Origin of the sequence: Arthrobacter sp. 1088 (assembly GCF_031455315.1) — a bacterium.
In the GTDB taxonomy this organism is placed as follows: Bacteria; Actinomycetota; Actinomycetes; order Actinomycetales; family Micrococcaceae; genus Arthrobacter.
Window position 1 is genome coordinate 128,993 of the sequence record NZ_JAVDSM010000005.1, and the last position, 20,294, is coordinate 149,286.

Here is a 20,294-nt window from a genome sequence, read left to right on the forward strand (position 1 = left end):
ATGTCCCCAACCATGGACCAGCCGCGCCGCGCCCAAATAGCGCGCGAGCGTACCCAGCCAACCGGACGCCGTCGGGCCCAACCCAGCGGATCCTCCACCAGCACGCCGGAAGCAGAAGCAGGTTTAGCAGGCGCGACGCCGGAACCCGCCACTGCTTCTATTCCCGCTTCTGCTTCCAATCCCCAAACGGCGGCACCCACCACGCGCGCGGCCGCTCGGGCGGCAGAGCGTGAACGGGCAGCCCAGGCAGCTATTTCTGCTGAGACAGTCCCCACTGAAACTGCTCCAGCAGAAACAGCACCAGCGGATTCTGCAACAGCGGACTCTGCTCCGGCGGACCCTGCTCCCGTTGAGCCGGCAACTGCTGCGATTCCAGCTGTTCAGGCGCCCGAACCCGTCGCGCCCGAACCCGCAGCGAATCCCGAACCTGCCACCGCTGCCATCCCGACCGTTCAGGCGCCCGAACCCGTCGCGCCCGAACCCGCAGCGAATCCCGAACCTGCCACCGCTGCCATCCCAATCGTTCAGGCTAAGAGCCCCGCACAGCTCGCCGCAGCCGCGACCGCCGCCTCTGGTCTCGCAAGCCGAAAGGCCCTTCGCGCCCAGGAATCGGGGAGCGGTACGGCCCGTAAGGCGGCAACTGCTGGCGAAACCCCGGCTGGCGGCGCCCCTGCCTTCGGAGCTTCATCACTGGGAGCTTCATCACTGGGTGGATCATCCTTCAGCCATGAACCACACGCCGTGCTCACCAAGGCCGCCTCGGTCAAAACAATGGGCCAGCGCATGGCAGTCGTCGCTGGGGCCTTGGGCTTGGTATTGACCGTTGGCACCATGAGCCAGGCCTTCGAGCTTCCCTTCTTCGGGCAGGAAACACCGGCCCAGGAAGCAAGCGACGCAAAGACGGGTAGCGACAGCAGGCAATCAACTTCGGCTACCCCTGCACCAAGCTCGTCCTACGCCAGCGCCTCAGCGTCGTCGGCCACCAGCGAGGCCGGAAAGCCGGCAACCGTAGCAACGCAGTCGTCAGGAGAGGCACCCGACCAGGCGCCGTCGTCGTCCCTTCCGACTCCGCAAGTTTCACTCGCGGATCCTGTTTGGGTACCTTCGGCAGTCCCGCCGGCTGTTGTTCCCGTCCCGGGCGTGACAACTCCTGTTCCAACCCAGCCGGCCCCGAGCCCGGTTCCGTCGGACACGGTCACCACCCCACCTGCCACGACGACGCCGACCCCCACCGGCACTCCGGCACCCACTCCAACACAGGCTCCGGCGCCAAAGCCAAAGCCGACCGGCAGTCCCAGCACCACAACTCCGTCCAGCGATTCACCCCTGGACCTGGACGGCATACTTGACGGCGCCACAGGGATCTTGAAATGAGCACGCGGCTTCCCAGGACCAGCGCGCACGTCGGATGGCATGGCCGGTACTGCAGCAGCAGCCGCACTGCCACCTTCCGCAATCGGATGGGCCGCTGGAGCTGCCAACGGTTGCGCCGGGCCTAAGGAATCACAGCAACCGGAATCAAGACAACAAGACGAGGCGGGCACCCGACCCTGAACTGCTCCACCCGGGTGCCTGCCTCTTTTGTTTCGTGTGTCGCTTTTTCCCGGCCTCGATCGCTTCTATCCAAGCAGCCACGCAACCATAACCAACGCCCCGATGCACAGGACTGTTGTACAGAGGATGACATCCCGGGCCATTGTCATCCCGCGTCCGTAGGGAGAAGCAAAAAGGAAGACGTTCTGTGCGGTTGGCAGTGCGGCCATGATGACGCTGGCCAAGAGGTGCTGACCCTCCAAGCCGAACACGAAGCGCCCCAGCACCCAGACCACCACGGGCATGCCAGCCACCTTCAAGGTGGTGGCAACTACGGTCTCCACGCGGCCGTCGCCCTTTTGGAGAGGCGCCTTGCCAGACAGCGACATGCCAAAAGCCAGCAGAACCATGGGGACGGCCGCGCCGGCCAGCAGGTCTCTGAACGAGCTCCGGAGCCTCCCACCCCGTCAGGGCCATCACCACCCCCAGGCCCGAGGCGATAATCATGGGATTGGAGAAGGGCTGCAACAGCATCCGTTTCCACGCGATTCTCGTGCCGCCTGCCACGCCCAGGACGCTGAGGTAGAAGGGCGCCATGATCAGGAGTTGAACCAGAAGGACTGGAGCGACGTGCTGCGCCGTGCCCACTGCATACAACGAAACAGGAATGCCGATGTTGTTCGCGTTGGCATAACTGCTTGCCATGGCACCAACCGCCGTTTCCGCGACCGGCCGCCGGAAGAACAGGAAGCTCAACAAACAATAGAGAAGGCCTATGACGGTTGCTGACAGAAGGGCAAGAGGGGCGTCGACCCCGAGGGCGGCACGAATGTCGCTTTCACCTACCACCGTGAACAGCAGTGCAGGGTTGGTGATGTAGAAAGCCGTCCGGGTCAGTGCGCTTTGTACATCCGGGGCCAGCACTTTGTAGCGGGCGGCGAAATAACCCACCGCGATGACCGAGGCGACGATGAGGATCCCCGACACAACGCCGCCCACAGTGCTCCTAAGAATTGGTCAGAAACCGTTTTCTCAGCGTAAGCGACGCCTGGAGGACTGTCCAATTCCGGCCGTTCCGCAGCACACGTTCTACAATACTCGGCGGCCCAAAACACTTGGCGGCCTGAAACCCCGGATATTCGCTAGATCCGGGGCCGCGAAGCCCAGCGCTGTGCCTTCAGTGCAGCGTGCAACTCGAGCCTGATCCCGCCGCTCAACGGATCAGCTCCGATGAGTTGGCGGATCCGGCCAAGGCGGTTGTAGATGCTGCTCCTATGCAGATGAAGTTTCGCTGCGACGTCCTGCACTGAGCTGTCGTTGTCATAGAGCAGTTCCAGCACGGGCAGGAGTTCGCCGTTCTTGTCCTGGTCCTCCAACGTCCGGAAATGAACGGAGCCCGTGTCATCCCAACCGCCCGGCGCCTGAAGACGATCGAAGAGTTGATACACGCCCACCGCCCGGCTCTCCACCAATTCCCCCAGAGGCGGATCCACGGCTGCGGCCTGGGCTGCCACTTTCGATTGCCTGTAGGCGCCCGCCAGTTGCCGGATAACCTGGAACGGCTCACTGATGCCCAGGATCACCCGGTCCACTTTGCGGCCAGCCCGCTTTGCAAGCTCCAATTGATAGTGCACCAGAACCTGGGCGTGATCAGCCCGGCCACCGGATTCGCGGAAGAGGACAACGGAATGGGTTTCCGTCCCGGCGCTGAACAGCGCGGCGTTGACACCAATGGTGGACTGCAACGCTGCTGTTCGGTGCGTTAGCGTTGCGGCAATGGGGTCGACGTCGGTTCCGCCGCCATCCGCGTCCAGGATGGTCACCAGTTGCCAAGGACCGCGGCCTTGGATCTCCTTCCAACCGGCCACCGCTGCCACTGCATTCGATTCGCCTGTGCAGGCCGCCAGAAACTCCTGCTCCCGCCTCCTTCTGAACTCCGATTCCGCGGTGTTTGAGTCGAGCAACAAAGCAGCCAACAGGTCCAGTTCGTCACGTACGCCGGGCAGTTCGGCGAGTATCGCCGTCGCGGTTTGCTCCTCAAGGTCCTGCTGCACCCACAAGTAGCCCACCCGGAAACCGCGCACCAGCAGCGGGACGCAGACGCGGCCGAGCATGCCCAGCTCGTCGTTCGCCGGAACAACAACCGGGCGCACCGCCGTCGCGATGCCGTGGGAGAGCTGCCAGGCACTGACATCGCTGGGCACGCGTTTGCTCAGGAGGAAGTTCACCCTCACGCGGTCGGCGTGCGATTGGTTGGAACTGTAGGCGAGGAGGACGCCGTCGAGGTCCTCCAGGGACAGCCCCCTGCCAAGCTTGAGCGCCACGCGTTCAACGATCTCCTCGACGTCCTGCTGCATCCAGAAAGCGTACCAACATCAGGCGACACCTGACGCTCCAGACCTCGACAAATGTCGAAGCGCATAGCAATAATTCCTTGAATTTCCGCGGTTTTCATTCAGGCGGGCTCCAAGATCCATGTCGCCTGCCTCACAGCCGGATTTATTCTGGAATCACAGCCCACAGCAAATATCCGGCCGAAAAAGCCGCAAACGATGGAGCCAGCAAATGATCATCGGCGTCCCCAAAGAAATCAAGAACAACGAGTTCCGCGTAGCCATCACGGCCGCAGGTGTCCACGAGTTCCGCACTCACGGACACACCGTTCTGGTTGAGCGGGGTGCGGGCCTGGGCTCTGGCATCACGGACGAGGAATACTCGATCGCGGGCGCTGAAATCGTTGCCGACGCGGACGACGTCTGGGGCCGCGCGGACATGGTCATGAAGGTCAAGGAACCCATCAAGGCCGAGTACCACCGCTTCCGCAAGGGCCTCATCCTCTTCACCTACCTGCACCTCGCCGCCGAGCCCGAACTCACTGCCGAGCTCATCAACTCCGGCGTCACGGCCATCGCCTACGAAACGGTGCAGGAAGGCCGCACCCTTCCGCTGCTCGCCCCGATGTCCGAGGTCGCAGGCCGCCTGTCCGTGGTGGTCGGCGCTTCCTCGCTGATGGCACCGGCGGGCGGCAAGGGAATCCTCCTTGGCGGCGTACCGGGCGTCCGTCCGGCCAAAGTTGTTGTCCTCGGTGCCGGTGTTGCCGGAACCAACGCTGCCGCCATGGCTCTGGGCCTCGGTGCTGATGTCACCATCATGGACATCAACATCAACCGCCTGCGGGAACTCGACGCCCTTTACCAGGGCCGCTTGAAGACCGTGGCATCCAACGCCTACGAGATCGAGAAGTCAGTTGTCGACGCAGATCTCGTGATCGGCTCCGTCCTGATCCCGGGCGCCAAGGCTCCCAAGCTGGTCACCAACGAACTCGTGTCCCGGATGAAGCCGGGCTCGGTACTGGTGGACATTGCCGTGGACCAGGGCGGTTGCTTCGAGGACACACACCCCACCACCCACCAGGAACCGACGTACAAGGTCCACAACTCGATCTTCTACTGCGTTGCCAACATGCCTGGCGCTGTTCCGAACACCTCCACGTACGCACTGACCAACGTCACCCTGCGCTACGCCGTGGCACTGGCCAACCTGGGCGTCAAGGCCGCATTCGACCGCGACCCCGCCCTGGCCGCCGGCCTCAACATCGCCGCAGGCCACGTGGCACACCACTCGGTTTCCGAGGCGCACAACCTGCCCCTCGTTGCCGACTGGCACAGCGTGGTTACCGCCTAGGCTTTGCCCTTGCGGCGGTGACAAGTCGCCGGCCCGCTGTTCCGTTGCTGTCCAGCAACGGAACAGCGGGCTTTGCACGTGCTGGGCAGCAAACCCGTGCCGGGCAGAAAATTGCTGGGCACCAAACCCGTGCTCTAGCCGTTGCCGGGGGTGACTGGTTCCTCAGGGACCACGTGAGTGGGAACCGGCACAGGGATATCCGATTGCCGAAGGGTCGGCGGGGTTACGTTGGGGGCCTCGATGCCCGGCGGCGTGATGGGTGCTGCGGGAGTCGGGATGCTGATGTTGCCGGGCTGACCATTCCCGGGGAGCCTGGGTACTTCGGGCGTTCCCCCGTTGGGAGCCTTGGGTGAATTGGAATGTCCGGACGCGCCATTGGTGCCCCCTTGAGGCTCCTGGCCCGGGTTGGCGCCATTTCCCGAGGTGCCATTGCCCCCGGGGTTGCTGCCGGATCGGTATGGGGTTGCCGGAGTCACGGTGCGGCCACGCTCCTGCTCGGAGGGGGAACCAGGATTATGCCCCGATCCATTGCCTGATCCCGGCGTGAGCTGCGAAACTACTGAGCCGATCGTCGAGCCCAGATGTTGGAAAGCACCCGGGATGCCACCCTCGGAAGCAGCCGCGGCCGTAGCGCCGCCTGCCAATGACACTGCCACAGCGAGCCCGGCGATCGCAGTGCGCCGCTTACGACGACGGCGGGCCGCGAGTTCGTCAACGGAAGTTAAGTCAGTGGATCCTTCGACGGACGCAAGTACCGCCGTCGATGCACCCGCCGTGGCGGAGGCGACCTCCGCCGTCGTGCTTGTGCCGCTGGCCGCCCGGCCGCCGATCATCAACGCGCGGACGGCCGCAGAGGGCGGCGGAGCGGTGCTGGCGAGGGAGCGCAGTTCAAGAAGTTCGGCACGGATGTCGCGGGCGTCGTCGAATCCGGAATCGGCCAACAGACGGTCAATGGCCTGCTCGCCTGTATAACCGTCGGCGCCACCGGTCCGTCGTCCGGCCGGGGTGATGTGTTCACTCATGGTGTGCCATTCCTTCGTAGTGCACTTTTCCTCAGTGCACTCAATGCCCTGCGCTGCAGTTGTTTTATTGCCCCTTGGGATTTGCCCATAATGGCCGCCGTTTCTTCCACGGAGAGGTCAGCCACCACCCTCAATGCCAGGACTTCGCGATGATCTGCGGCGAGGTCCTCCAGAAGTTCCGCGACGCCTAGGCTGCCGCGGCCAAATGCCTGGTCCTCTGCCGAGGGCGCCTGCCGCGCATCGAGCTCAGCATCATACGGAGCTGAATCCGGAGTCCGTTCACGCTTGCGGTAATGGTCCACCATGCGCGCGTGGGCGATCGAGAACAGCAGGGTCCTGGCCCCTTGGAGGCCACCCTGCAGATCCGGCAGCTTCGGATACAGGGCGAGGAAGACGTCCTGCGTCACGGCCTCGGGATCGTCCACACCGCGGGCGCGGAGGTAGCCGAAAACCGGGCCGGAGAACTGGTTGTAGGCATCGGTGAAGAGCAGAGCGGGATCGTCATTGTCCGTCTGCACATATTCATCAGCTAATGGGTTTAGCACCCGTGGATGCCTCCATCCCGCGCAGCGCAGCGGCCTCTCTGGAGCACCCTCCCCGGTTCTTTCCCGGGGTCAGGACATCCTTTGCCACTGCCGTCTGTTACGTACTCGACCGTCCGTAAAGTGGTGGGGCTCCCCGTACCAGACGAAGGAGCCCCACCCTTAAACCGTAACCGCTGAGCGCTTAGCGGACCGAATCGAGGCCTGCACCGGGAGCGGCAGGAACCTCGCTGGGCACCTGCGTCGGCAGCGCGGGAGCGGCCGGTGTCGCAGGGACAGCGGGGACAGCCGGGGCACCGTCCGTTCCCGGAACAGCCGGGACAGCCGGAACGGCCGGCACCTTGGCTGCAACGGAAGCGTCAGCGTCTGCGGATCCTGCAGCCTTCAGACCGGCAGCCTTGCCGGCGTCGACTACTGCCTGGCAGTGGGCTTCAACGTTGGCTTCGCCGCCTGCGGCAACAACCAGGGACTTGAAACCGGGGACCTTGGTGTCAGCCTTGAGGCCACCGTTGATGAAGGCAGTGCAGAGACCGAAAGCTTCAGGCGTTGCGGCGACGGCGTCTTCGGCCTTGGACTTCGCAGCGTCAACAGCGTCCGTTGCCTTGTCTTCGCCAGTCTTGGCGGCGTCGGTAGCCTTTGCCTGGGCGGTCTCGACGGCGTCAGTCGCCTTGGCCTGGCCGGCTTCGGCCGCGTCTGCCGCCTTCGTGGCGAGCGGTGCAGGTGCGCCGACGAGGTCGTGGGCGCTCTGCTGGATTTCGGTGGGAAGCGCGCCATTGAAGGCAGCGACACCGGTTCCGCCGGCAGCTACGGCTCCGGCAGCCAGGACGCCGGCGGCGACTTTGCTGGTGGCAAGGACAGTGAACAAGGACATAAAAGCCTCCGACAAACGATGTGGGGATTGCCCCGGCAGCGTTTGGGTCGCTGCCGGATGATCAGCGTGCGGACGTGGCCCGCACACCCTCTACATCGTTCCGGGCACCGCTGAGGTTACGCCTTCCTCAAAAAAATGTTTTCCGGGCAGGACCTGCCTGAACAAATCCACACTTAGGAAGCCAATGCCCGGGCCTGTTCGATCAGCTTCAGCACCGCCACTGAGTCGGCCGGATCCACAGGTGAGGGAAGCGCGGAGGCCGCACCGCCGTCGTCGATCTTTTCGGCGAGGAGGCGATAAAACTCCTGGTAGGCTCCGCGCTCGGTGGCGACGGTTCGGCGCTGGCCGTCCGACTCAAGGGTCCCGTAGTTTTCGGCAGGTTCGACGCCGTACTCGGCGGCCGTCGGCAGTCCACCGCCCAGAATAAAGGGCTCCTGCGGATCGGTGCCGAACTTAACAAAGCCGCCCTTCGTGCCCAGCACGCGGAAGCGGGGGCCGTGGAGGTGGCTGTTGAGGTTCAGGGTCACGTGGCTGACGACGCCGGATTGGTGCTGGAGCGCGATGAAGACGTCGTCGTCGGCCTTCTCCTGCGGCCGTCGGGCTGTGATCTCGGCATAGGTGACGTGCGCGGGCCCGAAGAACTGGACGGCCAGGTCCAGCACGTGTGCACCGAGGTCGAACAGGACCCCACCGCCGTCCTCGGCAGTAGCACTTGCCTTCCACGCTTTCGCGATCTCCGGCGCCCAGCGCTCCATCCCCGCTTCAAACCTGGTCACCGCACCCAGCGTCCCGGCGTCGAGCAGTTTCTTCAGGGTGAGCGCGTCTCCGTCCCAGCGGCGGTTCTGGTAGACAGTGAGGACGCGGCCCGCTTGCGCGGCGAGTTGGATCAGCTCCTCACCTTGGGCACTGTGGACGACAAACGGCTTATCGACGACGACGTCGAGCCCGGCTTCCAGCGCGGCTTTCGCCAGCGGATAGTGCGTGGCGGGCGGTGTGCCAAGGACGACGAGATCCAGTTCGCCAGCTAGCGCCAGGATGTCCTGCGGCGCGCTGACTACCTTTGCCTGCGGGTATCGTTCAGCGGCTCGAGCCTGTCTTTGGGCGTCGGATGTGGCAATGACGGCAAGCTCATAAGAACTGTTGCAAGCAATGAAGGGCGCATGGAACACGCTGCCGGATAACCCAAAACCTGCGATGGCGGTGCGAATCGGCCTGGAAGTCATGCCCCAAGGCTAATTCAGTAAACGTCCCGGCGGTGCGCACAGCGGAAGGTCAGGATGTGAGAGAACGATCGGGAAAAGACCGCAGGATGTGAGAGAACGATCGGGAAAAGGCGGCAGGATGTGAGAGAGGGACCAGGAAAAGGCCGGGAGCCGCCCTGAACCGCTGAACAGTTCAGGGAAGCTCCCGGCCTCGTTGTGTTTAGGTCCTAGGGCAAAGCGTTACTTCTTGGCGCCCTTTTCCCAGCCGAGAGTGGTCCAGTCCGGAACGTTGGACAGGCTCTTGAACAGGGACGGTCCGTAGTTGGCCAGGCCCGTGCGGACGAACTGGATCTCCGGGCCGTTAAGGACGGTGCCCATGGAGAAGTACTTCTCCATGTGCTTCTTCTCTACGTCCATGGCCGCCTTGTTGCGCTCCTTGTCATCTGCGATGGTTGCCAGGCGCTTGATCTCGGCATCCAGCTCAGCGTCGCCCAGGCCGTTCTCGTTGGTGGTGGAGTCATAGAACTGCTTCACTGCGTCGGTTGCGTCTGCACCCACGGTGTAACCGGAGATGGTTACGTCGAACTCGCGGCCACCAATGACCTTGCCGAAGTCGGCGTCTCCGCGCTGATCGATGGAAACGTCCATGCCCGCTGCCTTGAGCTGGTTCTGCAGGGTCTGCGACGTTGCCGCCGTGGTGGGGTCGTCTCCGAAGTTGGTGATCTTGAAGGAAACAGGAACACCGTCCTTCGCCATGATGCCCTTGTCATTCGGGGCGTAGCCGGCATCGGTCAGGACCTTCTTGGCCTGCTCAGGGCCGGTGTCCTTCACGGGGTAGTTGTCCTGGTAGTACTCGGAGAATGGCATGAGCATCATGGAACCCGAGCTTTCCTCGGACCAGTTCAAGCCGTTGAAGCGGACATCGCGGATGGCCTTGCGGTCCACTGCGGTGAAGATTGCCTTGCGTACGGCCACATCGGTAAGGGCCGGGCGCTTGGCGTTCAGGTTGAGGCCACCTGCGAACAGGCGCTGGCCGCGGCGGATATCGGAATCCTTGGTACCTTCGAGCTGCTTGTAGCGGCCCAGGGTACGGCCGTTGGCTGCGTCGATTTCACCATTCTTGAACGCGGCAATCGTGGCGCTTGGCTCCATCTGGCGCCAAACCACCTTGTCAAGGACCGGCTTCTGGCCCCACCACTTGTCGTTCGGAACCATGGTCACCGTTTTTGCGGTGGTGTCGTAGTTTTCAATCTTGAACGGGCCGGCCATCCACTCGGGGTGCATGTTGCCTGCGAAGCCCGTGTTGAAAATTTCAGGCGTGTTGATTGCCGGGTGGATCAGGCCGAAGAAAAGACCTTCCAAAGGGAAGACGGGCTGGGTGGTGGTGACAATGACTTCTTTGTCGTTGGCGCCGGCCTTGACCGAGTCCACGAAAGCGTAAGCGCCCGCCGAAACGATGTCGATGGACTTATCGTCGCCCTTGAGCATCTTCCACGTGTTCTCAAAGGTCTTGACGTCGATCGGCGTTCCGTCGTTCCAGGTCGCCTTGTCATTGACCTTGATGGTGATGGTCTGCTTCCCATCCTTGACTTCGCTCTTGACGTCTTCGCAGAAGTCCTTGTTGGGCTCTGCTTTGCCGTCGAAGTCCAGCTTCCAGCAGCCGCCGATGCCGCCGCTGTTGATGGAGGCCGTATTAACCGGAGTCATCAGCGCAGAGTTGTCTGCGCTGTTGCCCACATTGGAGAAGCCGTTAAAGTCAGGGCCAATGCTGCCTATGGCAAGGGTGACAGTGCCGCCCTGCTCCAGGTCCTTGGCTTCCTTGGCATTAACGCTAATGAGCTTGCTGATGTCACCGCCAGCTTCTTCGGCCTTCTGGGAGGCCGGACCCGACGGCGTTCCCCCGCCGCAAGCGGTCAGCATCAGTGCAGCTGCAACTGCTACGCCGCCGATCGTCGTGTACTTCTTCATGGTTTGCCCTTCATGTTTACGACTGGAAATCTTTACGAATTGAATACAGGGTTCAATCAATGAGTCATTTGTCGTCAGGCATGCACCACCAGCATGTCGGCATCTATTTCCCCGTCCGGGAAGAAGCATGCAAACTCCTGTTGACCTTCTGAAGCAAGTGGCGGCTCCAGAGTAAGGCACTTCTCCTGCTTGGCGGCAGGTAGTGCGGCGAATACCGGGCAACGCGTTGCGAAATTGCAACCCTTTGGCGCATCAAGCGGGCTGGGAAGGTCGCCCTGCAGGATGATGCGTTCACGCGTGCGTTCCAGATTGGGATCGGGTACCGGGATCGCAGAGAGCAGGGCTCTCGTGTAGGGATGCCGCGGATTGTCGAACACTTCGTCCACGTCGCCGGTTTCCACGATCTTGCCCAGGTACATCACCGCCACGCGATCCGAGATATGGCGGACCACGGAGAGATCGTGGGCAACCATCAGGTAGCTCAGGCCCAGTTCGGCACGTAGCTGGTCCAGGAGATTGATAACGCCGGCCTGGACGGAGACATCCAACGCAGAGACAGGTTCGTCCAGCACCACAAGTTTCGGGTTCACTGCGAGCGCCCGCGCAATGCCGATGCGCTGGCGCTGGCCTCCGGAGAACTGGTTGGGGAAACGGTTGACGTGGTCCGCCTGCAGGCCCACGAGCCGCATGAGTTCCATAATGCGCTTCCGGACGGCGGCCTTGGGCATGCCCAGGTTTTCCAGCGGTTCGGCCAGGACTTCGTACACCGTGAAGCGTGGATCCAGTGCACCCGTGGGGTCCTGGAACACCATCTGCATTTCCTTGCGCATGGCCATCTTCGTCCTGGCGTCGGTGGCAACCTTATTGCTGACGCCGCCGATGACCACTTCACCCACTTGGTCCGGGTGGAATTCCATGATTTCCAGGAGGGTGGTCGTCTTGCCGCAGCCGGATTCGCCGACGATCGAGAGGCATTCGCCTTCGCGGATGTCGAAACTCAGCCCGTCAACGGCCTTGACTGTGCCGATCCTGCGCTTGATCAGCGCGCCCTTGAGGAGTGGGAAGTGTTTCTTCACGTCCTTGAGCTCAAGGACCTTGTCCCGCTCAAGTCGAGCGACGCCGTCGAACTTTGAAACGGGCTTGGGCGGCGCCTGGAAAATCTCGTGGACGTCCGCGTCGCCCGATAGCTGGTCCGTTTTGATGCAGGCTGCCCTGTGGCCTTGGGAACCCGGCACCGAAAAGAGTTCGGGCTCGCCGTGCAGGCAGGCATCGCTGGCCAGCGGGCAGCGCGGCGCGAACGAGCAGCCGGTTACGGGCAGCGTCAGGTTGGGCGGCGTGCCTTCGATCGGAACCAGTGACTGTTTGTTGGCGGTGTCAACGCGGGGCACGGCGCCGAGGAGACCCATGGTGTACGGCATCCGAGGGTTGTAGTAGATGTCCTCCACAGTCCCGGTTTCCACCGGCTTCCCTGCGTACATCACCATGATGTCGTCGGCCATGCCCGCCACGACGCCGAGGTCGTGCGTGATCATGACGACGGCGGCGCCGGTCTCCTCTTGCGCGGTGTGCAGGACTTCCAGCACCTGCGCCTGGATGGTGACGTCCAACGCCGTCGTCGGTTCATCGGCGATGAGCACACGCGGATCGTTGGCGATCGCTATGGCGATCATCACGCGCTGGCGCATTCCCCCGGAGAATTCGTGCGGGAAGGCTTTCAGCCGGTCCTTGGGACTGGGGATGCCAACCATCCGCAAAAGTTCGACGGCGCGGGCTTCTTTGGCCTGCTTGCTCATGGTGGGGTTGTGGACGGTCAGGGCCTCGATGATCTGGTTCCCGACGGTGTAAACGGGGGTCAGCGACGATAGCGGATCCTGGAACACCATGGCGATGTCGCTGCCGCGGTGCCTGCACATGGCTTTGTCGCTGAGGCCCAGGAGTTCCTTGCCCTTGTAGCGCACCGAACCGGAGATATCAGCAGTCTCGGGGAGGAGTCCCATGATGGCCATGGACGTCACGGACTTTCCCGATCCCGATTCGCCCACGATGCCCAGGGTCTTGCCTGGCATGAGGTCGAAGTCCACGCCGCGCACTGCGTGGACAACACCGTTCTCGGAATTGAAGCGGACGTTGAGGTCCCGGACGCTCAGGACGGCGTCGCCGGGGGCGTAGAGTCCAGCGTCGCGAAGCCGCTCTGCGGGGGTGTGGGAGATGTTGGTGCTCATTTGCGGGTCTTCTTTACTGTTCGTGCTGTGGTCCGCTTCGCGCGGCCGATCGAACTGGAGCTGGGGTCGAAGGCGTCGCGGAGGCCATCGTTCATCATCGCGAGCGAACCGGTCAGGAGGAACATGACGGTCAGCGGAACCCAGAACATCCACGGGAACGAGGACACCTGGCCGGTGGCCTGGCCGATGAGCACACCCAGGCTCACATCGGGGAGCTTGATGCCGATGCCGATGAAGGAGAACGCCACTTCGGCCAGCACGGCACCGGTGATACCGCGGGTGAAATCGAGGACCAGCAGCGAGCCGATGTTCGGGACGAGGTGGCGCCACACGATCTTGCGGGACGGGACACCCATGTACTTGGCGGCTTTGACGTAGTCCCGCTGCATGAGGGACATCGATAATGAGCGAACCAGGCGGGCCGTGCCCATCCAACTGAAGAACAGCAGCACGATGATCAGCAGGAGCCAGCTGGGAAGGTCCTTGAGTCCGCCGCCCCCACTGGTGGCCACGGCGACCACAAGGATGGCCGGCATCATGATGAGGGCTTCAAGGATGAACAACATCACGGCGTCCACTTTGCCGCCGAAGAACGCCATGGTGCAGCCGTAGACGGCGGAAATCAGGACAGATACGCCGCCCACGATCAGGCCGATGAAGATCGAGATCCGAGTGCCTTCAACGATGAGCGCCATGAGGTCGATACCTGCCTGGGACGTGCCCAGGAAGTGATCCGGTGATGGTCCCATTCCGATGTTGAGGGGATCAATCGTGTCCTTGTCCCAGGGCGTCAGGAACCCGCCGAACAGGGAGAAGAGGAACAGCGCCAGGAAGATGAACAAACCGGCGACGGCGGTACGGTTCCGCATGAAGCGACGGAAGATAATGCGGGTCTTGCCGATAACGACGTCCTGGTCGGCAACCCTGGATTCGTCGATTTCCGCGATGGGGTCAATGATGTTCGTCATTACTGGACCCTCACTCGCGGGTCGACCAGCGTTGTGGCGAAATCGGCAAGGATGGCACCGATTGCGAAGATCACTGAGCCGTAGGCCAGCGTAGCCGTGGCGACGTTGACGTCCTGAAGCCCGATTGCCTGGATACTCCACAGGCCGATGCCTGGCCAGGCGAATATCGCCTCGGCAAAGAAGCCACCGGTAAAGATCGCGGGGATGGTGAAGGCGATGCTTTGCGCCACGGGAATGAAGGAGACCCGCAGGGCATGCCGTCTGATGGCTTGGTTGCGGGTGAGGCCTTTTGCCCTGGCCGTGCGGACAAAGTCGGCATTCACGTTGTCCAGGAGATACTGCCGCTGGGCGATCTGGTAACCGGCCCAGCCGAAGATGGTCATAGCAAAGGTGGGCACGGCGTAGTGGGCCACGAGGTCAACGAAAGCCGGCCAACCCGGCTCGATCCCCGGCGTCGAAATGCCGGTGACGAAAAAGATGCGCTGGCCTACGGTTTCGTTGACGCTGATGGCCCCCAACTGCACCAGGAAGTAGGCGATCGGCGCGGGAAGGATGTGCACCAGGTAGCTGTAGGACGTGATGACGCGGTCCTGGTACTTGTACTGCCGCGCTGCTGAATAAACGCCGAGCGCGACGCCGATGATCAGCGTCAGGATGATGGAGGCGATAAACAGCCTTGTGGAAACAAGTACCCGGTCAGCGAATTCGGCGTTGACGAATGCCCCGTTTGGGCTGCGGCCCCAGTCCCAGCGGGTAATGATGCCGCCGAGCCAGCCAATATAGCGTTCCCAGGGACTGGCGTCAGGGTCCAGTCCAAGGCCACGGAAGGAGGCTGCCACCTGTTCCGGGGTTGGCCGCGGGATCTTCTCCTGTTCCAGGACCGCCGGTTTGAGCGTTGATACTGCCAGGAAATAGCCCGCGCTCGTGGTCAGGAAGATCATGATCAGGTAGATGCCCGACCGCTTCGTCAGATATTTCAGCATGTCGGGCGGCTGCCCTGGATCGTGGCAAAGCTCAATGCTCGTCCTTCCGCGGTTCCCGGCTGTGGCCGGCGTCAGCTACGAATTGGCATGAAGGGTGATCGCCCCCCAGACCCCTCCACGTGAACACCGCCCTTTTATGGCATGGGTCACATTCAAGAGGAAACTACCACAATAACTGCTTCACGTTTCGCTCAAAGAGGCCCCGTTTCAAGCCTGCAGCCAGATTGTTATCTGTATTCGCGTCACGATCCCAACGTCCGCGGCACTGTGGCGCTTACGGCCTACTCTCGTAGGTGGGCTAGGAAGATCGCATGAGGCGCGTGACGAGTTCGCGCCAGGAGTCCGTGAGCCTCTTCGGCGAGATGCCGTGAACCCTCACGTCGTTGACGATTCGTTCCGGATCCAGCGCGGAAAGCAGCGACATTGCCATGACCCACGGATCCGTGATGCCGGCCTCCCGCAGCAGGACCTCTACATGTCGGTGGGCAAGGACGGTGGCCGGCACGTCAAAGCGATTGCGGGCATTGGTTGCGGCCGCTTTGAGGAGCTCCCCGTTTTCCAGGACGAAGTAGATACGGCCCTCACCGAAGGCCACCAGGCGCTCGCTCGGCGTCGCGCCCGGGCCCAGTGGTGGCGGACCAAACATGAAGCCGCGCTGGAATTCAGATTCAGAGTCACTCAGAAGGGTCATCATCAGGCCGGCCCGGCTACCAAAGCGGCGGAACACGGTTCCCTTGCCTACTTTGGCCTTGCAGGCGAGCGCGTCCATGGTGAGCGCTTCTACTCCGAACTCGTCAACCAGCTCGCGGGCAGCGCAGAGCAACCGCTCGCGATTCCGGGCGGCATCGCTGCGCTCATGCGGCGGACCAAGGGGCACGTCCGGCTGGATTGGGATCGAGCTCACAAGAAACATTCTAGACCCGGGAATAGAAACCGGACCGCAGTCCGTTTAGTATCAGTGAAGGTCCCAACACTTACAAAGGAGACACCATGTCAAAGAGCACCGTTCTTACCCTCGTCGGCAGCCTCCGCGCTGATTCCCACAACAAGAAGCTCGCCGAAGCCATCCAGCTGAACGCACCGGAGAACGTCGAAGTCCAGATCCACGATTCCCTGGGCACCATCCCGTTCTACAACGAGGACATCGACGTCGAAGGCCAGGTTCCCGCCGAAGCTGCGGCCCTGCGCGCCGCTGCAGCAAACGCCGACACCCTTCTCCTCGTCACCCCCGAGCACAACGGCACCATGCCCGCATCGCTGAAGAACGCCATTGACTGGCTGTCCCGCCCCTACGGCGCCGGCGCACTCAGCGGCAAGCCGACCGCCGTCGTCGGAACCGCTTTCGGCCAGTTCGGCGGAGTCTGGGCACAGGACGAGGCCCGCAAGGCTGTCGGGATCGCCGGCGCCAAGGTCCTTGACGACGTCAAGCTGGCCGTCCCGGGTTCCATGATCCGCTTCGCTGAACTCCACCCGAAGGACGACGCCGAGGTTGTCGAGCAGATCAAGGCTATCTTCGAGCCCCTGACTGCCGTTCAGGAAGAAGAAGCCGCAGCCTAGCCTTACCGCTTTCCTTGCCCCCGCTCCGTGCCTGCGAATTTGCAGGACGGAGCGGGGGCATTTGCGTTTCCCGTGTCTACGGGACGCAGCGTGATCAACTCTTGTCCGAACCGTCACCGTAGCGGCATTTTGCTCCAAGTCACACGGGCCTAACGTTGAACTACAGGTGGACGGACAGGAGCGTGGGGCTGTCATGCGTGCCGGGCGGAGGCCAACAAGTACGACGGCGATCCCGGCTGCCTGCCTCGTGCTGGGTCTGCTGCTGGCCGGCTGCACTTCGGACCCGGGTCGTTTGCCATCGCCCGAGGCTGGTTCGCCTGTTCCCGTGGCGGGCCCCTCGAGTCCGGCGCGTGATGGCAATGCTGCCGCGGATGGGGCCTCCGGCGCTCCGTCTCTGCCGTCCACGACGACCGGGGGCACTGCGGACCGTGATTCGACAGCCGAACCTTCCAGCACTTCGGGCCCTGGGGGCGGGGGCAGTTCCGGCAGTTCCGGCAATTCCGGCACGGGTACCCCTGGCATTGGGGCGACCGAAACGCCCAAGCAAGGTGACGCCGTCGAGCCTGTACCCGTCGCTACGCCGAGCCCTTCACCGACGGCTGTTGCTCCCGTCGCCCGGGCTGCGACCGTACCCCAGGACCTGAATTTGGGGCCGGCTGTCTACTACGTTGCCGTTGACGACGGGGGCTCAAGAGGTGTCCGCTTCGGATGCAACGACAGTCTGGTGCCTGTCCGGGGCGCCCTGGCGCCCGGCGACCCTTTGACGCTGGCCCTGAGCCGCCTGCTGGAAGCCGGCATGCCCCTGGACACCGGCGCGGGCCTCTACGATTCGCTGGCTAATTCCTCTTTGCACTTCGCGTCGGGATACGTCAGCGGAGCAACCGTGGTGGTGAATTTGAGTGGAACGTTGCGCCCCGGAGGAGTCTGCGACATCCCGCGCATTGAAGCCCAGTTGACCCACACCATCGTCTCCGCCAGCGGAGCATCCCGGGCCGAAATCTACATCAATGGCAAGACTTTGGCTGAGGCGCTGAGCCTGCGTTAGTGCGGTTACTGCGGTTAGCGATCCGGCATCGTCCGGATTTGTTAAGGCTTAGGGCAGCAGCCTCTCAAGCCGTTGCGATGGCCAGCACCCGCCGGAGCGCCCACGCCACGCGGAGCAGCGCAAGCACGGACGCGAAGGCGAGAACGAAGACAACCGCCTCCGGGATCCAGAGGCCCCTGGGACCATCGCCCTCCAGCACCACGGTGACGAGGGCAGCCACCACCAGCAGGCCAAGCCCCGGGATGGCGAACAGGAACACTTCTCCGATCTGGCGACGATGCAAGGCGGTGAGCTTCTCCAGGGGAAGCTCACGCTGCCCGGGCGCCGCCTTTTTGCCGAGCACGTTGATCAGCATGGAGACGCTGGTGAGCGTGAGGCCAGCGGTAGCACCAGCCAACGTAGCGAGGGTTTGGAACAGGGTTCGACGGGCACCTGGATCGACGCCCTCCAGCATCAAGGGCTGCTCCAAAAGCCGGGCCAAGCCAAGCCACATCAGCACAGCCACTACCGCCCACGCATAGTCTGCCGGCGGATGGAGCAGAAACCACCTCCACACCGTCCGGCGTCGCCCGGCGTGCTCTACGTCAACCTCGTACAAGCTCATGATCCGCGCTGCCTTCTGATCCCCCCGCTGGTTTAACATCCCCGGGCTTTGCCTTGGCGGCTTCCTCCTTTGTGGACGCTGCCAGAGCTTCCCGCACTGCCGCCATTCCACCTGCGACGATGTCCGGCACAGGGACCGAGTCTGCTGAGCCTCTGATTTCCGGCAGCGTGAGGGCGAAGAATGCTTCGTTGTCCCTGGCCTGCTTGTTCAGGATGGCGACTGCCTCGGCAGCGGACTTCCGGGGATCGTTGAACACATCGGGGTCCACCTCGATATGGGAGATGAAACGCTCTTTCAGCAGGTCAACCACCTCGCGGTCACCGGTCAGGGAGTCCTTGCCCTCGGCCACGACGTAGTCGAAGTGCTCTACGGATCCCGCCCTGCGGAAGAGGTCAATGAGCTGCTGGATGCGTTCCCGGATCCGCTGCTTGTCCCCGGCCCCTCCCGAACGGCCCACAGTGAGGGAAATCCGGAAGGTTCCCTCAGTCACCAGGCGTGAGGCGCTCTCCAGAACGTCAGCCCATTCACCCTCCATTAACTTTCCGGAGAGGCGTTCAGCAGGAAGCGCGAACTCGAAGCGACTCACCTCAAGCCTGGTAAGGATCTCCTCAATATCCTCACGGACCACCGGGACCAGTCCGGGTTCAAGCCCCAGCATGCCTTCGAGGTACTCCCCCATCCTGGAAGCCCGGGGGCCGTTGCCACTGGTCAACACGGCGATGACGTTCCGCTTCAGGAAGGCAAAGTAGGTGGTTTCCAGAAGATGGTCACCCGGCTCCAAGGGGAGGGGCTTGCGGCGTCCAAGCGCATCCCCAACGCTGGGCAGGTTCGTATCGCGGACCCGATCCAGGAGGATTACCGGATGCGGTGAGAAAGATGCGGTCTGGGCAACCAACACCGTGCCGTCCATGCCGATGAAATGCCGGTCCGTCCCAGCTTCCTGGGCCTTCTTGAGTACCTCCGCAACGCGGCGCGCCGGAAACGGAGCGCGCAGATCCTCGCCATTCAGTTGGTCAATGCGCCAGAACTGCACACTGCGTCTTGCCATCCGCCCTCCCCTGCCTGCGGTCTTTGCTACTGATTCCAAGCTAATGGCGGGGTCAGACATTAAAGCCGGGTTCCGACGTCGTGCGCTTTCATCTGCCCAAACCGCGCTGCTTACGGCCTGTATTTGGGCCCTTGGGCGAAGAGCGCATCCATCTCGTCGTGGCTGCGGGTGCCTGCCAATCCTGCCCAGTTGCCGTCGCCCAGAATTTCCTTCGCCACCCGTGCGACTTTTGCGTAGGCAGCTTTAGCCGTATTGCCGCCGATGCTGACGCGCCGTATGCCGGCGTCGTGAAGTTCGAGTGGCGATGGCGCACCTACTCCCGCAAGGGCATTAAGGGGCGCGGGGATCTTGCTGGAGAGTTCGTGCAGGACGTGAAGGTCCACGACCCCGGGAACGAAGATGCCGTCCGCACCCGCCGTGAGGTAGGACTCAGCACGGCGCAGGGTCTCGTCATAAGCGTTGTCCGAATATTGTCCGGAGAGGTACGTGTCGGTTCGGGCATTGATGAACAAAGGGATTCCACGCTCGTCCGCCACGGCACGTATCAAAGCGATACGCCGCGATTGTTCGTTGATGTCCGTCAGTGGCTCCGCAGCCGAATCCTCAATGTTGATGCCGATCGCGCCTGCATCCAGTACTCCGTGCACGGTGGCCCGAAGTTCATCGTCCGTGCGCCCGTATCCAGTTTCGATGTCGGCAGTTACCGGCAGTTTGGTTGCCCCTACCACCCGCCCGAGCGCCGCCATCGCCAGTCCCCAAGGCACGTGGTCCCCGTCCCGGAAGCCCAGGCTCCAGGAAACTGCCGAGCTTGAGGTAGCTATCGCCGTCGCACCAGCCTCCTGCACCACGCGGGCGGAAGCCGCGTCCCAAACGTTCACCAGGACCAGCGGCGTGGGTCCGGCGTCGTGAAGCTTGTGGAAGAGTTCGGCTTTGGTCACGGATCCCCGGTGCAGTGTCATAGCTACATTCCAGCCCCTACCGTTCCCGGCGTAAAGGAAACCAGGCAAACCGGCGCGTTCTTGAAAACATATGTTGCCTAATTAGC

The 20,294-nt window shown here is 62.8% G+C and carries 18 protein-coding genes and 1 pseudogene; 4 read left to right on the forward strand and 15 right to left on the reverse strand.

The genetic code is table 11. The annotated features are described in order from the left end of the window. A complete protein-coding gene (locus J2Y41_RS09265) occupies positions 1 to 1,374 on the forward strand; it encodes a hypothetical protein (RefSeq protein WP_309928167.1) in 1,374 nt (457 codons plus the stop codon). A gap of 245 nt (positions 1,375 to 1,619) precedes the next feature. Here the strand turns inward: J2Y41_RS09265 and J2Y41_RS09270 are convergent, their stop codons facing one another. The 3 genes and pseudogenes from J2Y41_RS09270 to J2Y41_RS09280 all read right to left on the reverse strand — a co-directional run bounded on the left by J2Y41_RS09270 (position 1,620) and on the right by J2Y41_RS09280 (position 3,890). Continuing rightward, a complete protein-coding gene (locus J2Y41_RS09270; protein WP_309928169.1) occupies positions 1,620 to 1,922 on the reverse strand; it encodes an AEC family transporter in 303 nt (100 codons plus the stop codon). 220 nt (positions 1,923 to 2,142) lie between these two features. Next, positions 2,143 to 2,532: pseudogene (locus tag J2Y41_RS09275) on the reverse strand (AEC family transporter); the annotation flags it as partial. Between the two features lie 143 nt (positions 2,533 to 2,675). Continuing rightward, positions 2,676 to 3,890 (reverse strand): helix-turn-helix domain-containing protein, encoded by a 1,215-nt coding sequence (locus J2Y41_RS09280; RefSeq protein WP_309928170.1) that lies wholly within the window; start codon positions 3,888 to 3,890, stop codon positions 2,676 to 2,678. A gap of 208 nt (positions 3,891 to 4,098) precedes the next feature. Here J2Y41_RS09280 and ald point away from each other — a divergent pair, with 208 nt between their 5' ends. Further along, the gene (gene ald / locus J2Y41_RS09285) at positions 4,099 to 5,217 is read left to right on the forward strand and encodes an alanine dehydrogenase (protein ID WP_216926266.1); all 1,119 of its coding nucleotides are present in this window, start codon (positions 4,099 to 4,101) and stop codon (positions 5,215 to 5,217) included. Between the two features lie 134 nt (positions 5,218 to 5,351). On the opposite strand, the gene J2Y41_RS09290 is transcribed toward ald, so the two are convergent. From J2Y41_RS09290 to J2Y41_RS09330, 9 genes are all read right to left on the reverse strand, one after another. Then, on the reverse strand, positions 5,352 to 6,239 hold the full coding sequence (locus tag J2Y41_RS09290) for a hypothetical protein (protein ID WP_309928171.1): 888 nt from the start codon (positions 6,237 to 6,239) through the stop codon (positions 5,352 to 5,354). Continuing rightward, positions 6,236 to 6,784 carry a sigma-70 family RNA polymerase sigma factor gene (locus J2Y41_RS09295; RefSeq protein WP_309928172.1) on the reverse strand — a complete coding sequence of 183 codons (549 nt, stop codon included), beginning with the start codon at positions 6,782 to 6,784 and terminating at the stop codon, positions 6,236 to 6,238. Before J2Y41_RS09295 ends, J2Y41_RS09290 begins: the two co-directional genes overlap by 4 nt. A 181-nt stretch (positions 6,785 to 6,965) precedes the next feature. After that, positions 6,966 to 7,652 carry a hypothetical protein gene (locus J2Y41_RS09300; RefSeq protein WP_309928173.1) on the reverse strand — a complete coding sequence of 229 codons (687 nt, stop codon included), beginning with the start codon at positions 7,650 to 7,652 and terminating at the stop codon, positions 6,966 to 6,968. Positions 7,653 to 7,825: 173 nt separating this feature from the next. Then, a complete protein-coding gene (locus J2Y41_RS09305) occupies positions 7,826 to 8,875 on the reverse strand; it encodes a Gfo/Idh/MocA family oxidoreductase (RefSeq protein ID WP_309928174.1) in 1,050 nt (349 codons plus the stop codon). A 219-nt stretch (positions 8,876 to 9,094) separates the two neighbouring features. Then, positions 9,095 to 10,822 carry an ABC transporter family substrate-binding protein gene (locus tag J2Y41_RS09310; protein WP_309928175.1) on the reverse strand — a complete coding sequence of 576 codons (1,728 nt, stop codon included), beginning with the start codon at positions 10,820 to 10,822 and terminating at the stop codon, positions 9,095 to 9,097. Between the two features lie 74 nt (positions 10,823 to 10,896). Beyond that, positions 10,897 to 13,044, reverse strand: coding sequence for an ABC transporter ATP-binding protein (locus J2Y41_RS09315; RefSeq protein ID WP_309928176.1), 2,148 nt, complete (start codon positions 13,042 to 13,044; stop codon positions 10,897 to 10,899). Beyond that, the gene (locus tag J2Y41_RS09320; RefSeq protein ID WP_309928177.1) at positions 13,041 to 14,012 is read right to left on the reverse strand and encodes an ABC transporter permease; all 972 of its coding nucleotides are present in this window, start codon (positions 14,010 to 14,012) and stop codon (positions 13,041 to 13,043) included. Before J2Y41_RS09320 ends, J2Y41_RS09315 begins: the two co-directional genes overlap by 4 nt. After that, positions 14,012 to 14,995, reverse strand: coding sequence for an ABC transporter permease (locus J2Y41_RS09325; RefSeq protein ID WP_224093251.1), 984 nt, complete (start codon positions 14,993 to 14,995; stop codon positions 14,012 to 14,014). Before J2Y41_RS09325 ends, J2Y41_RS09320 begins: the two co-directional genes overlap by 1 nt. A gap of 298 nt (positions 14,996 to 15,293) precedes the next feature. Then, positions 15,294 to 15,899: a TetR/AcrR family transcriptional regulator gene (locus J2Y41_RS09330; RefSeq protein WP_224093248.1), complete on the reverse strand. Its 606-nt coding sequence runs from the start codon at positions 15,897 to 15,899 to the stop codon at positions 15,294 to 15,296. An 86-nt stretch (positions 15,900 to 15,985) separates the two neighbouring features. On the opposite strand from J2Y41_RS09330, the gene J2Y41_RS09335 reads away from it, so the two are divergent. Both J2Y41_RS09335 and J2Y41_RS09340 read left to right on the forward strand, forming a co-directional pair. Next, a complete protein-coding gene (locus J2Y41_RS09335) occupies positions 15,986 to 16,552 on the forward strand; it encodes an NAD(P)H-dependent oxidoreductase (RefSeq protein ID WP_224093246.1) in 567 nt (188 codons plus the stop codon). Positions 16,553 to 16,718: 166 nt separating this feature from the next. After that, positions 16,719 to 17,597: a GerMN domain-containing protein gene (locus J2Y41_RS09340; protein WP_309928178.1), complete on the forward strand. Its 879-nt coding sequence runs from the start codon at positions 16,719 to 16,721 to the stop codon at positions 17,595 to 17,597. A gap of 64 nt (positions 17,598 to 17,661) precedes the next feature. Here the strand turns inward: J2Y41_RS09340 and J2Y41_RS09345 are convergent, their stop codons facing one another. The 3 genes from J2Y41_RS09345 to J2Y41_RS09355 all read right to left on the reverse strand — a co-directional run bounded on the left by J2Y41_RS09345 (position 17,662) and on the right by J2Y41_RS09355 (position 20,208). Next, positions 17,662 to 18,201 (reverse strand): hypothetical protein, encoded by a 540-nt coding sequence (locus J2Y41_RS09345; RefSeq protein WP_309928179.1) that lies wholly within the window; start codon positions 18,199 to 18,201, stop codon positions 17,662 to 17,664. Further along, a complete protein-coding gene (locus J2Y41_RS09350; protein WP_309928181.1) occupies positions 18,182 to 19,249 on the reverse strand; it encodes a hypothetical protein in 1,068 nt (355 codons plus the stop codon). Before J2Y41_RS09350 ends, J2Y41_RS09345 begins: the two co-directional genes overlap by 20 nt. Positions 19,250 to 19,359: 110 nt before the next feature. Then, on the reverse strand, positions 19,360 to 20,208 hold the full coding sequence (locus J2Y41_RS09355; RefSeq protein ID WP_224165713.1) for an isocitrate lyase/phosphoenolpyruvate mutase family protein: 849 nt from the start codon (positions 20,206 to 20,208) through the stop codon (positions 19,360 to 19,362). Between the last annotated feature and the right edge of the window lie 86 nt (positions 20,209 to 20,294).